At 43.8% G+C, this 12,470-nt stretch carries 13 protein-coding genes; 2 read left to right on the forward strand and 11 right to left on the reverse strand.

The genetic code is table 11. The annotated features are described in order from the left end of the window. Positions 1-218 precede the first annotated feature (218 nt). From tsf to cobK, 3 genes are all read right to left on the reverse strand, one after another. Positions 219-1,139, reverse strand: a complete 921-nt coding sequence (gene tsf / locus RCH61_RS03765) for a translation elongation factor Ts (RefSeq protein WP_178006400.1) — start codon at positions 1,137-1,139, stop codon at positions 219-221. 91 nt (positions 1,140-1,230) lie between these two features. Beyond that, the gene (gene rpsB, locus RCH61_RS03770) at positions 1,231-1,977 is read right to left on the reverse strand and encodes a 30S ribosomal protein S2 (protein WP_178006401.1); all 747 of its coding nucleotides are present in this window, start codon (positions 1,975-1,977) and stop codon (positions 1,231-1,233) included. Between the two features lie 127 nt (positions 1,978-2,104). Then, positions 2,105-2,908 carry a precorrin-6A reductase gene (gene cobK / locus RCH61_RS03775; protein ID WP_178006402.1) on the reverse strand — a complete coding sequence of 268 codons (804 nt, stop codon included), beginning with the start codon at positions 2,906-2,908 and terminating at the stop codon, positions 2,105-2,107. 122 nt (positions 2,909-3,030) lie between these two features. Here cobK and RCH61_RS03780 point away from each other — a divergent pair, with 122 nt between their 5' ends. Continuing rightward, positions 3,031-3,822 carry an HAD family hydrolase gene (locus RCH61_RS03780; protein ID WP_306479914.1) on the forward strand — a complete coding sequence of 264 codons (792 nt, stop codon included), beginning with the start codon at positions 3,031-3,033 and terminating at the stop codon, positions 3,820-3,822. A 22-nt stretch (positions 3,823-3,844) separates the two neighbouring features. On the opposite strand, the gene RCH61_RS03785 is transcribed toward RCH61_RS03780, so the two are convergent. The 7 genes from RCH61_RS03785 to RCH61_RS03815 all read right to left on the reverse strand — a co-directional run bounded on the left by RCH61_RS03785 (position 3,845) and on the right by RCH61_RS03815 (position 10,468). Beyond that, on the reverse strand, positions 3,845-4,567 hold the full coding sequence (locus RCH61_RS03785) for an acyl-[acyl-carrier-protein] thioesterase (protein ID WP_306479915.1): 723 nt from the start codon (positions 4,565-4,567) through the stop codon (positions 3,845-3,847). A 132-nt stretch (positions 4,568-4,699) separates the two neighbouring features. Then, positions 4,700-5,884 (reverse strand): cation diffusion facilitator family transporter, encoded by a 1,185-nt coding sequence (locus tag RCH61_RS03790; RefSeq protein ID WP_178006405.1) that lies wholly within the window; start codon positions 5,882-5,884, stop codon positions 4,700-4,702. 1 nt (position 5,885) lies between these two features. After that, positions 5,886-6,602, reverse strand: a complete 717-nt coding sequence (spoIIR, locus tag RCH61_RS03795; RefSeq protein WP_306479916.1) for a stage II sporulation protein R — start codon at positions 6,600-6,602, stop codon at positions 5,886-5,888. A gap of 166 nt (positions 6,603-6,768) precedes the next feature. Then, positions 6,769-7,446 (reverse strand): GntR family transcriptional regulator, encoded by a 678-nt coding sequence (locus RCH61_RS03800; RefSeq protein WP_178006407.1) that lies wholly within the window; start codon positions 7,444-7,446, stop codon positions 6,769-6,771. A gap of 1 nt (position 7,447) precedes the next feature. Further along, positions 7,448-8,323, reverse strand: a complete 876-nt coding sequence (gene ispE / locus RCH61_RS03805; RefSeq protein ID WP_306479917.1) for a 4-(cytidine 5'-diphospho)-2-C-methyl-D-erythritol kinase — start codon at positions 8,321-8,323, stop codon at positions 7,448-7,450. 106 nt (positions 8,324-8,429) lie between these two features. After that, positions 8,430-9,986, reverse strand: coding sequence for a DUF3794 and LysM peptidoglycan-binding domain-containing protein (locus RCH61_RS03810; protein WP_306479918.1), 1,557 nt, complete (start codon positions 9,984-9,986; stop codon positions 8,430-8,432). A gap of 11 nt (positions 9,987-9,997) precedes the next feature. Then, a complete protein-coding gene (locus RCH61_RS03815) occupies positions 9,998-10,468 on the reverse strand; it encodes a protease complex subunit PrcB family protein (protein WP_306479919.1) in 471 nt (156 codons plus the stop codon). A gap of 211 nt (positions 10,469-10,679) precedes the next feature. Here RCH61_RS03815 and RCH61_RS03820 point away from each other — a divergent pair, with 211 nt between their 5' ends. Next, positions 10,680-11,417, forward strand: a complete 738-nt coding sequence (locus RCH61_RS03820) for a lysophospholipid acyltransferase family protein (protein ID WP_178006651.1) — start codon at positions 10,680-10,682, stop codon at positions 11,415-11,417. Positions 11,418-11,507: 90 nt separating this feature from the next. On the opposite strand, the gene trxB is transcribed toward RCH61_RS03820, so the two are convergent. After that, entirely contained in the window at positions 11,508-12,422 is a 915-nt protein-coding gene (trxB, locus tag RCH61_RS03825) for a thioredoxin-disulfide reductase (protein ID WP_306479920.1), read from the reverse strand. Positions 12,423-12,470: the final 48 nt, after the last annotated feature.

Raw genomic sequence — 12,470 nt, forward strand, 5'->3', positions numbered from 1 at the left:
CTTCCCATTCATCCGCACAAGCGCTTAGTTCGATTTCGCTTCGCTTCATCTCACTGCCGCGCGTTGTCCTTCCCATTCATCCGCACAAGCGCTTAGTTCGATTTCGCTTCGCTTCATCTCACTACCGTGCGTCGCCCGGTATATACAAAAAAAGGATTCGATATGAGTAAACTCATATCGAATCCTTTTTTTGTATATGTCGCGCTTGTGCTAAACGCTTACATTCCTGCCTGTGCTGCTACTTCTGCTGCGAAATCGTCAACTTTTTTCTCGAGTCCTTCTCCAGTCTCGAAGCGAACGAATTTCTTAACTGTTACGTTAGCATTGTTTTCTTTTGCTACTTTATCAACATATTTTGCAACTGTAAGATCGCTGTCCTGAACGTATACCTGATCAAGAAGGCAGATTTCTTTCATCTCTTTATTAAGACGTCCGATAATCATCTTCTCAATGATGTTTTCCGGTTTCTCCGGGTTCTCTTTCTTAGCCTGAGCAAGAAGGATCTCTTTCTCATGCTCCATATATTCCTGAGAAACTTCGTCACGGGATACATATTTCGGAGACATCGCTGCAACCTGCATTGCTACGTTCTTAAGGCAAGCTTTGATGTCATCGTTTACAACGTCTGTATCAGCAACTACGAGAACTCCGATACGTCCGCCGCCGTGAATGTAAGATACAACGCATCCGTTGTCAGCAGCAACTTTCTCAAATCTTCTGATGTTAAGATTTTCTCCGATTACTGCGATTTTCTCTACAAGTGCATCTTTTACAGTCTTTGTTGTGTCTGCTGCCCAAGCTTCTGCCATGAATGCATCCATATCTGCTGCTTCAGAATCAACGATCTGATTTACAACTGCTTCAACAAATCCCTGGAACTCATCGTTCTTTGCAACGAAGTCTGTCTCAGAGTTTACTTCTACGATTGCTGCTTTGTTATCTTTTACAACTGTTTTAACAATACCTTCTGCTGCGATTCTTCCAGCTTTTTTCTCAGCTTTTGCCTGTCCGTTCTTTCTGAGGAATTCTACTGCAGCATCCATATCTCCGTTTGTTTCAGAGAGAGCTTTCTTGCAGTCCATCATTCCTGCTCCGGTCATTTCTCTTAATTCTTTTACCATTCCTGCTGTGATTGCCATGATAATTTCCTCCATTATCTTTTCAATATTATTTTTTGCCTGAATGAAGCAAAAAGCTTCAACCTATTTCCAGGCTGAAGCTTTCGTTTTCTTACTCTTCAACAGCCTCTTCAGCTTCTTCTGCTGTCTCTGCTTCGTAGTATTCTTCGTCTGTTGCTCCCTGATTTGCTTCGATCACAGCGTCAGCCATCTTAGAAACGATCAGCTTAACAGCTCTGATAGCATCATCGTTACCCGGGATTACATAATCCAGCTCTTCCGGATCGCAGTTTGTATCACAGATACCGATCAACGGAATTCCGAGTGTATGTGCTTCCTGTACGCAGATTCTTTCTTTTTTCGGATCTACGATGAAGATTGCATCCGGCAGTCCCTTCATATCTTTGATTCCGCCGAGATTCTTCTCAAGTTTTGCCCACTCTTTTTTCAGCTCGATAACTTCTTTCTTCGGAAGTACATCGAATGTTCCGTCTTCTGACATTGTCTCGATCTCTTTGAGACGTTTGATACGGCTCTGGATCGTCTTGAAGTTTGTGAGCATACCGCCCAGCCATCTCTCATTTACATAATACATTCCGCAGCGCTCAGCCTCTGTCTTGATTGCATCCTGAGCCTGTTTCTTTGTTCCTACGAAAAGGATTGTGCCGCCTTCTGCCGCGATGTCAGAAACGGCTTTGTATGCATCGTCAACCATTCCTACAGATTTCTGAAGGTCGATGATATAAATACCATTTCTCTCTGTGTAGATGTACGGAGCCATTTTCGGGTTCCATCTTCTTGTCTGATGTCCGAAATGAACACCTGCTTCTAAAAGCTGTTTCATTGAAATAACGCCCATGTTTCTTTCCTCCAACTGGTTTTTTACTTCCGCATGTTTTGTTTTCCTCCGAAACCGTCCGGATTTTCCGGCTTAGGCACCGACGGAGATAACCGCATGCGTGTTTTTTTGCAACATTCGTAGTATATCATAGAAGATTTTTCTTTGCAAGGAATTCTTCCATAACTTTTTCTGTCTCTTGAATACTTTTTCCCGACTCCTTCGGGCGCGCAATTACAAGAAGCTTTGCTCCCGCTTTTTTTGCCGCTTTTTCCTTTTCTTCAAACCCTCCCGCACCGCCGGATTCTTTCGTCACGAAGTATGCTGCGTTTACATGCTGAAGCGCCGCTAAATTCATTTCTTCCGAATACGGACCCTGCATTGCAATCAGATGTTTTCCTTCAAAGCCCAAACGAACCGCTTGTGCAACTGCTTCCTGTGTGGAAAGAACTCTCGCATAACACCGTTCCCCGTAATCTTTGATCTGTGTATAGAAAGAAAGTTCCTTGCTTCCTGTGGAGATAAATATATTGCCGTCTGTATGTTTTAAATATTCCACCGCTTCTTTCACAGAGGAAAAGGTCTCTGTACCTTGTACGTTTATCTCTTGTTCGTCAGGAAATACCGCTTCTCTTTCATCTTCCCGAAGACAGCGAACATATCCGATCTGTTCTTCTTTACAGGCGGTGCGGATATTTTCTGTAACCTGCCTTGCAAACGGATGCGTCGCGTCTATTGCAAGTCCTACATGATTTTCTCTGATAAATGTGCGCATCTGCTCCTTATCCATCCGTTTTGGAATTACCTGCAGTTCCCCTGTCTCTCCCAAAACGGTTTTTCCGTATTCTGTCGCGGTACTGACATAGCCCTTCATCTTCCTTTGCGCCGCAAATCGGGTGAGAAGCCTGCCCTCCGTCGTTCCTGCAAAAATCCATATCTTTTCTTTTTTCATCTGCTTCTTTCCCTCTGCTTTCTTTTATTTTTTATTTACTGCCAAAAATTTTTACGCTATAATCCGATGTAGTGCGCAAATACTGACTGATGTATTTGCAGAAACTTTGTGGAGGTATGACTATGATCAAATTAATCGCAAGCGACTTAGACGGCACTCTGCTTCAAAACGAAGCGCAGGAACTGACTCCCCGGGCAATCGAACTGATACGGAAACTGACGCAAAAAGGCGTTCATTTTGCCGTTGCAAGCGGGCGTCAGTATGCGAACGAGCGGCTTCTGTTTCACGAAATCAAAGACCAGATCTCCTATATTGCAGAAAACGGCTCTCTTTGCATTCATCAGGGAAAAGTAATCTCCCGCGGACTGATCGAAGATGATCTGGCTTACCGCATCCTCCGGGAATTAAAAAAAGAACCGGGATTCGAAATCGTCATATCACGTGAAGACACATGTCTGATCGAAAACAATAATCCCAAGTTCGTAAACCATATTGTAAATGTCATGCACAATACGACCGAAGTCGTCGATGATATCTTAACTGTCAAAGGCCCTTTTCTGAAGATTGCATTTGCAAACATGACTTCCCGCAACACAACCGATTGCCTGAAGAAACTTCAGGAAAAGTTTTCATCCGAGATCAAAGTTGTCACTTCCGGAAACATTTGGATCGACTTCATCGTTCCCGGCTGCAACAAAGGCAGCGCGCTTCGCAATCTGATGAATCTTTTCGACGTAAAACCGGAAGAATGCGTTGCTTTCGGCGATCAGTACAATGATGTAGAAATGCTTGAAACAGCCGGCATCGGATACGCCATGTCAAACGCAGCTCCCGGCATTGCCGGACACGCCGAATACGTCACAGATTCCGTGGAAGAAGTTTTGGAAGATATTTTGGCAGGACTGGATAATTGAACCGTAAACACAGATAAACTATCTATGATATTTTAAATTCCACGACCGCGTAAGGCTTTTCGTTCTTATCACAAAGACGGACAAGCACGCGGTCTTTTTCCTGCGCTGTTTTCGGGAAAATCATATCCCCAAGCACAGCCGACCGTTTATAATCAACCCTTACCTGTCTGACACTCATATCGCGCGGAAGTGTTTCTAACGCCATCTGAACATATTGGCAATTATTTACATGCTCGTTTGTGTCGATATGATACTTTCTCACAGGGAAAGACGGCTTTTCTTCATACTGTTTCGGCTCTTCAATCTTCCGATCCTCATAAGGCATCTCCAACGGCTCCTCCGATCCGTAAGCCCGCGCCTGTTCATCCGAAACACGAACCGGTCGTCCTTTTTCAACATCCATATAAACCCATATCGAATTGGCACACGCGATCTGTCTGCCGTTTCCATCTTTCATATAAAAATTACGATTACCGAACATCCCTTTAAAGCCTGACGCAAATGTTCCTACCGTAATCTTTTCGCATAATTTTGGATATCTTTCTACGATCACTTGCCAATATGCAAGTATCCACGCTTTTTTCTCGTTTTTTAACACTTCCATCCCATATCCGATTTCCTCGGACTGAAACGTACTGCAATCTTGAAAATAATTAATAAGCGCCGGAAGTGTCATCGTACCTCTATGGTCGATCTCACTATATCTTACCTTACTTTCGAACTCATATTGATGTGTTCTTTCCATTTCCCGTTCCTTCTTCCTTTTGTTCTTCCTTTTATCCTTCTTTTTACTCTTCTTTATTACTCTTTTATTCTTTCTGCCTTTTGAACTTTCTTTTATTTTTTCTTTCGATCTTTCTCTTATTCCCGTTTTTACTTACACTTCCGCCTTCGCCACAAATTCATAATCAACGGTAATCACACATTCGTATCTATGGTCCACCTGTTTCAGGCGTTCCATCATCAACAACGGAAGTTCATTTCTTCTATCCTCATCATAATCGATCGGAATCACCATATCAAACACAAGATTGATCTGCCTTGTTCCATGAACAATTCGAAAATCGTGCAAACTGCATGCCGGATCAAGTTCCTTCAATATCTGTTCCGCCACTCTTCGTATTTGAAGTACTTTTTCATCTTTCATTTCTACCGGATCCATGTGAATTACGAGGAAGAGTCCAAGCGTCTGTTTTGCATCTCTTTCAATCCGGTCAATGATCTCATGCGACCGCTCAATATCTACATCGTTCGGAACCTCTGCATGAATCGACGCCATGCTCCTGCCCGGACCATAATTATGAACGATCAGATCATGTGTTCCTTCAATTCCGTCATATTTTTCCACAAATGCCTTTATCTGATCGTACACCTGAGGATCGATCGCCTCGCCGATCAGTGGTTCTAACGTATCTTTCGCAATTCCGACGCCTGCCCACATTACGACAAGTGCAACTCCGATTCCGACTACGCCGTCAATATTCCAGCCTGTGATCCTAAATACAATCAAAGAAAGGATCGTCGCTCCGGTTGTGATAACATCCCCCATAGAATCTGCAAATACCGCCATCATCACTTTCGAATTGATCCGCTCACCGAGCCGTTTATTAAACAGTCCCAGCCATAACTTTACTCCGATCGATAAGATCAATATGATCACGGAAATCATTTGGAAATTCAGTTTTTCAGGCGACTGTATTTTCCCGATCGAATCTTTTAAAAATGTAAATCCCACTTCTAAAATGATAAATGATACAACAAGCGCCGCTATGTATTCAATCCGTCCATGTCCAAACGGATGATCTCTGTCCGCCGGTTTCTCCGCCATTTTCACACCAATAAAACTGATGATCGATGAACCCGCATCGGATAAGTTGTTAAATGCATCTGCCATGACCGACACACTGTGTGCGATCAGTCCGACTGTAAACTTTACTGCAAATAAAAAGACATTGCAGAAGATACCTACGATACTCGCCAGCACTCCGTATGCCGTTCTCACAGATATCTTCTCTACGTCCTCATAATCTTTGATAAAATGTTTGATTAAAAATTGTGTCATTTTACTTCTCTTTCCAAAAATACCAGCTTATCTTAAAATCTGTCCCCGCCGTAATTTCTGAATACTCCTCTTCTGTCAAAACATGCTTCAATTTCTCTTTCCCTTCATCAGGAAGAACCGCATTGGTCGTATCAAGAAAGCAAAGACCCGGATAAAGAACACACCACCAATTCTGTCCTTTTGCCGAACCGATCTCGATCCGAAGCGCCTCATAATTACCTGCCGGAAATGTCACATCCCCGTATGTTTTATCCGGAAACCAACAAGTTGTCACTGCCGCACTAACAGGATAATCATAAGATTCCTCAGCGACACACTGCCGGCTTACGCCCTCAATTTCGTCAATATGCTCTCGAATCCACATCACTGTTTCTTCTTCCGTCATCTCCTTCTCATCAGGAAGGCTGACTTCCAAAAATTCCAATACCCGATCGCGCACTTTCAATTTTAATGCCTGATCTTCCTCGCTGTCGCCGTTTGCCAGAACGTGAAATCGAAGCACCTCTTCGGACAGACGACGCTGCAATAAACTCTGCGCCTTCGCATCCATCCTGTAAACTACTGCTGTCAGAGCAACTGCCACAGCCAATGCAAATAAAACTGCCGCTGCCGCACAGAATCGTCTCTGCCAACGGATCTGCCTCTGAGCAATCCCGCCTTCGCCCCCTTCGTATGCCTCTTGCCTGCCGAACTGTTTTTTGCGTTTTATTCTGTCCATATGTATTCCCTCCGTCTGATTCTTTTCTGATCACGTACAAAGAGTATGGACATTTCATTTCCTTTTATACATCATAAACAATTCTTTTATAAATTCAAGTGATTTTTTCCGGCTTCTCAATTTTTTCAGCTTCTCGGCTTTTCTGTTTCTTCTCTTCTTTGCTTTTCTATTCTTCTTTGCTGCGCAGCGTTCCCACTACAGTATCTACCTGATTATTGATATGCTGCCCTGTAATATTTGTTGCCATTCCCTTATCATGCCCTTCGATTGCCTGCATGATCGCCTCATGTTCTGCGATCAGTTGGGGATAACATTCTTTCTTCTTCAAATATTCGATCCGATATCGATACATCTGCTCACGGAGATTATTCAGAAGCTGGATCAGTCTTTCATTATCCGTCGCCTGAAAAATCACATCATGAAACGCTTCGTCCGCCTGAGCGATTCTTGTGATGTCATCACTGTCAAGCATCTCCTCAAAACGGGCAGCCGCTGTATGCAGTTCTTGTATTTCCTCTTTCTTAATACGGTCACATGCAAGCTGTACGGCAAGTTCTTCCAACGCACATCGCACTTCCAACACATCGCGCAGATTTTTTTCTGTAATCTCCGCCACTTCCGCACCTTTACGCGGGATCATAAGCACAAGACCTTCTAATTCCAATTTTCGGATCGCTTCGCGGATGGGCGTTCTGCTCACCCCCAGTTTGTTTGCAAGCTGAATCTCCATCAGCCGCTCTCCCGGCTTTAGTTCTCCTCTTAAAATTGCCCTTCTAAGCGTGTTGAATACAACGTCTCTTAACGGAAGATATTCATTCATCGTCACTTCAAAATCTATCGGCATCTTATCTCCTCCTTACTCCATGGATACTCGTCACATACACTTGTCCCGCCAGTGACTTTTCTCTGATACGTCTTTGGGCTTCCTTCGCCGCAGTTCTGTTTTCAAACAGTCCGAACACAGTCGGACCGCTTCCGCTCATCATTGCATTCAACGCTTTGCACGCCTTCATTTCCTGCTTGATCTCTTCAATGACCGGATGCATTGGGATTGTCACATCTTCCAAAACATTTCCCATGCAGGAGGCGATCTTTTTCAGATCTCCTTTTTCCAGCCCTTCCATAATCCCGTCAATATCAGGATGTTCCGTAATCTCTTTCGCATCCAGCGCTTCATATACCGCTTTTGTAGAAACGCTGATCGGAGGCTTTGCAATCAGAACCGTACATCTTGGCATCGGCGGAAGTTCTCTTAGTTCCTCACCGATCCCCTCTGCGAGAACCGTCCCCCTCATAATACAGTAAGGTACGTCTGCCCCGAGCCGTACGCCTCTTGCCATCAGTTCTTCTCTTGATAACCCAAGCCGAAACAGCCGATTCATGCCAAAGAGAACTGCAGCCGCATTAGAACTGCCGCCTGCCAGTCCGGCAGCAACCGGAATATGTTTCTCCAACGTAATTCTTACGCCTCCTTCCAGAGAAAACTCTTCCATCAGCATCTTCGCGGCTTTATATGCAATATTTCCGTCTCCGGTCGGAAGGAATCTCAGATTCGACATAATCTCGATCCCTTCCTTCCTCTTTTTCTCAATCTTTACATCATCATGAAGGTAGATTGACTGCATTACCATCCTTACGTCATGATATCCGTTTTCTCTTCTTCCAAGCACATCCAATCCAAGATTGATCTTTGCCAGTGATTTCAATTCAATCCCATTCATCTTCCGTCCTCCCACTCTGTTTTCTCTCCGACTCTCACGTTCCGTCTTCTATTTCCCTCTATTTTTTTACAGCGGTGCATCTATTTGTATCTTGTATACATTATGCTTACAGTATACTCATATTCTCTTTAAAAATCAATAATTTATCCCCTGCTTTCACATTTTCACTTTCCATGGAATTGACTTCCATAATCCCGGAAACTGTTGTCATATATTTCTTCGCCAGACTCCACAGATCCTCGCCTTCCTGCACGATATGCCCGACAATTCCCGGACGTTTTGCCGAGGCATCCACATCAAACGGACGATCCGAAACTGTTGTGATCATCCCTGCCGAAATCATTTTCTTCAGAAAAATATCAAATGTCAACACCGCCTTCACCTCAACCGCTTCACTCCCTGCCAAAGTCACCGCAAGCTGCTCCACACGATAGGATGGACTCGCACTGACATTTTCCGGAAGATTCGGATATTCCACAAGATAAGAAAACGGAATCATCCCTGTCCAGCTTCCGTAAGGCTGCTCGTCATCCGCTCTTAGATAAAGAAAAGAAACGTGAAGAATTCCTTCAATCTGTATCCCTTCTTCTGTGTATCTTTCTCCTTCTGCCTGAATACTGCCCTCGCTGTGGATGATCTGCAGCACATCTTCTTTTAACTCCGGAAGAGTCAGCCGCTCCGCAATCTTGCATTTCGCCTGATTATGCATGAGCAATTCTTCATAGACGCCTTCTTTTCTGTCAAGCACGCACTCTCTGTCAAGCGAATACATATCTTTTAATATGTCTGTTTCTGTCTCGGAATAAACGTTCATTTTCAAGGAAAGTGTCGCCTCGATCCCGAGTACCCTCATTTCCCCGTCCTCATCCTGACGGATATCAACAATCGGATCTTCCAGATTCTGACGGATCTGACAGATCATATCTTCTTCCATACCTTCACATAAAATCCTGCCTTCATAAGGCACACTCTGCCCGATCCATTCCACCTTTTCTTCCGGTGACAAATACATACAGAACACTTCCGCCTCACCCCGCAGAAAGAGTTCATCCTGTCCCGGTCGGATTTCGGCTTTTCTTCCGCTCACATCAAAAAATAAAATCTGCCCTATGCTTTCTTTCGTTCCCGGCAGCACAATTTCTTCTTTTATACGGTATGTATCTTTTTTTGAAATTTTCAATTCTGATAAACTCATCTTCTGCCATTTTTTGTATACCGGAAAATCACTTTCTACATCTGTCGTCAGTTCTTCATCCCGCATCCGCTCCCTTCCAAGCTCAAGCTCTGCCGTTACCCGTAGAGTTAATTTTCTCGAATGGACAACCGATACGGAAAACTCTGTCCTTTCATTTCGGATGAAAAAGGTTTCTCCGCCGTCATTTTCTGCATAAATCATTTCTTCAAACGGGATCTTCCCTTCTAAAACCGAAAGTTTCACTTCTCCCTGCGTCATATAAAGGATCTTGAAATATGCTTTTCCCGTTACTTTCACATAGTTTTCTACCGGACGTACATCTTCTGTCCTAAGCTGTGCGCTGCTGTATACGACACGCTGAACGTCTTCTTTTTGCTCCGGCACATTATAATCTTCGTCCAAATAAAACCGGTCAAAAACGGTTTTTCCTTCCTCTGTGTAATGAACTGTTTTTTTCGTCAACTCCATAAAACTCCTCCTCAATCAAACAAAACCTCTTTTTCAACATATTCTGTTTGTACGACCACATATGGATATGTGGCGATTTCTTTTTTCTGTTCTCCTTTTTTCGGACCGATCAAAGTTGTCTTGATGCAGACAGCCGTCTCTGTCTCGCAAAGTTCATTCACTTCCACGCTGTATCCTGTCGTAGGCTGCATTCCATAGCCTTGTGCAATATAAAGCTTCCCCTGGTCGGCATAAGTAATCTGAAACGGTTGTTCCTTCTCTTCCCCAAGCATTTTCTCCAGTGTCGGAGGAATATCCTCTTTCTCGATCACTTCGAATTTCATATCCTGTAGCTTCGCTGTCTTCTCCTGTGATGAAACGCAGCCGGCCAACATCACGACAAGGGCTGCCATGACAGGCACGATCCGTCTCATCGCCTTTCTCCGAAGCTCTGCTGCCTGCATCTTCCATTTTCTTTCCTTCTTAGCATCTCCTTGATCCATCCCAGCTGAACCTCTGCATTTTTCCATACAAACATATGCGTTTTATGCTGATCTTATTCCTTACTCTCCTGCTTATTTTTAAGCTTTAAGACGAATACGTTCCCCCTTCTCCCGGAAACATAATGTTCCTTTTATAACTCTTGTGTTTTCTAAGGCACCGCTGTATAATTACCGTTGTATTGCAAAATTAAGAAGAAAATGAGGTTTTTTTATGTTTCGTTTTATCTGTATTGTAATTTTTCTTATATTATTTCTTATCCTTACAATTCCGATCCTCATCGTTGAGTGGATCATCGGGAAATTTGCGCCAAATGCCCGTGATATAAGCTCTTTGCGCATCGTACAATGGGGATTCAAAGTTATTTTGAAAATAACGGGAGTAAAAACCACGGTCATCGGCGAAGAAAACATTCCTGACGAAGCCGTTCTTTTTGTTGGAAATCACCGAAGCTACTTTGACATTCTCCTGACATACAGCCGCTGCAAACGGCTCACCGGATATGTGGCGAAAAAGGAAATGGAAAAATATCTGACACTGACAACATGGATGCGACGTCTGTACTGTCTGTTCCTTGACCGCTCTGATCCGAAACAAGGGCTGAAAACGATCCTGACTGCCATTGATTATATTAAGCGGGGCATCTCAATCTGTATCTTTCCTGAAGGAACACGCAATACAGGAGAAGAGCTTTCTCTCCTTCCTTTTAAAGACGGGGCTTTTAAGATCGCTACAAAAACAGGCTGCCCGATCATTCCGGTCTGTATGAATAATACAGCAGAAATTTTCGAAAATCATTTTCCGAAGATCCGAAAAACTCATGTTGTGATCGAATATGGAAAACCGATCTACCCGGATCAGCTTGACAAGGAAACAAAGCGCCATATCGGAAATCATGTAGAATCAATCATCAAAGAGACGATTCAGAAAAATGCAGAATTATATTTTTAAATTTTAACAAAACAAAAAAAGAAAGCAGCGCCGCTTTCGCACAGACTCTTTGATCTGTCGAGCAGAACTGCTTTCTTTTTATTTTACGCATTATAAACTCTGATCTGCTATATATTTACATGCCGCAAGCGCCGCTACCGCGCCGTCTGCCGCAGCCGTTGTAAGCTGTCTTACTTCTTTTGTACGGCAGTCTCCGGCTGCAAATATTCCCGAATGAGACGTCTGACAGTCTTCTGACGCAAGGATAAAGCCGCTGTCGTCTAATGTCACCACATCCTCAAACAGTTCATTTTTCGGAATCTGACCAACCGCAACAAACACGCCATCCACACGAAGTTCAAAATCTTCTCCTGTCTTTTTATCATTCAAGATCAGTTTTTCCACCATAGACTCCCCTACGATCTCTTTCACCGTCGTACTGAGGATAAACTCTACGTTTTCCTTTTCTTCCAGACGTTTCACTCCGCTGTTTTCACCTCGGAATTCATCCCTTCTATGGATTAAATATACTTTACTGCAATAATTGGAAAGAAATTCTGCATCCTGAAACGCCGTATTCCCGCCGCCGACTACAGCGACCTCTTTCCCTCTGAAAAACATTCCATCGCAAGTCGCACAGTAGGAAACACCCGCCCCTGTCAGCCGTTCTTCATTCGGTGCTCCGAGATGTCTGTGCGTTACTCCTGTCGCCAAAATAATACTCTTGCACGGATATTCTTTTTCCGGTGTGACGATCACTTTTACTTCTCCTTCATCACGGATTCCCGTCACCTGCGCCATCTGTGTCTCTGCGCCAAGTTTCATCGCCTGATCAAGCAGATTCATAGAAAATTCACTTCCGCTCACACTTGCGATCCCCGGATAATTTTCCACGTTCGGGGAAGAAGTGATCTGCCCTCCAAATGTTCCTCCTTCTATAATAACTGTTCTTTTTCCGGCTCTCTGACCGTAGATTGCCGCTGTCATTCCGGCGGTCCCTCCGCCGATGATTCCGATATCATACATAGTTTTCATCTCCTTTTTTATTTCACTAAATCACCTGTTCGCTTCTTT

Source organism: Mediterraneibacter sp., from assembly GCF_030825015.1.
Taxonomy (GTDB): domain Bacteria; phylum Bacillota; class Clostridia; order Lachnospirales; family Lachnospiraceae; genus Mediterraneibacter.

Excerpts from the sequence above, each read along its gene's own strand:
- tsf (WP_178006400.1), bottom strand. The coding sequence starts at position 1,139 with ATGGCAATCACAGCAGGAATGGTAAAAGAATTAAGAGAAATGACCGGA.
- rpsB (WP_178006401.1), bottom strand. The coding sequence starts at position 1,977 with ATGGGCGTTATTTCAATGAAACAGCTTTTAGAAGCAGGTGTTCATTTC.
- cobK (WP_178006402.1), bottom strand. The coding sequence starts at position 2,908 with ATGAAAAAAGAAAAGATATGGATTTTTGCAGGAACGACGGAGGGCAGG.
- RCH61_RS03780 (WP_306479914.1), top strand. The coding sequence starts at position 3,031 with ATGATCAAATTAATCGCAAGCGACTTAGACGGCACTCTGCTTCAAAAC.
- RCH61_RS03785 (WP_306479915.1), bottom strand. The coding sequence starts at position 4,567 with ATGGAAAGAACACATCAATATGAGTTCGAAAGTAAGGTAAGATATAGT.
- RCH61_RS03790 (WP_178006405.1), bottom strand. The coding sequence starts at position 5,884 with ATGACACAATTTTTAATCAAACATTTTATCAAAGATTATGAGGACGTA.
- spoIIR (WP_306479916.1), bottom strand. The coding sequence starts at position 6,602 with ATGGACAGAATAAAACGCAAAAAACAGTTCGGCAGGCAAGAGGCATAC.
- RCH61_RS03800 (WP_178006407.1), bottom strand. The coding sequence starts at position 7,446 with ATGCCGATAGATTTTGAAGTGACGATGAATGAATATCTTCCGTTAAGA.
- ispE (WP_306479917.1), bottom strand. The coding sequence starts at position 8,323 with ATGAATGGGATTGAATTGAAATCACTGGCAAAGATCAATCTTGGATTG.
- RCH61_RS03810 (WP_306479918.1), bottom strand. The coding sequence starts at position 9,986 with ATGGAGTTGACGAAAAAAACAGTTCATTACACAGAGGAAGGAAAAACC.
- RCH61_RS03815 (WP_306479919.1), bottom strand. The coding sequence starts at position 10,468 with ATGGATCAAGGAGATGCTAAGAAGGAAAGAAAATGGAAGATGCAGGCA.
- RCH61_RS03820 (WP_178006651.1), top strand. The coding sequence starts at position 10,680 with ATGTTTCGTTTTATCTGTATTGTAATTTTTCTTATATTATTTCTTATC.
- trxB (WP_306479920.1), bottom strand. The coding sequence starts at position 12,422 with ATGTATGATATCGGAATCATCGGCGGAGGGACCGCCGGAATGACAGCG.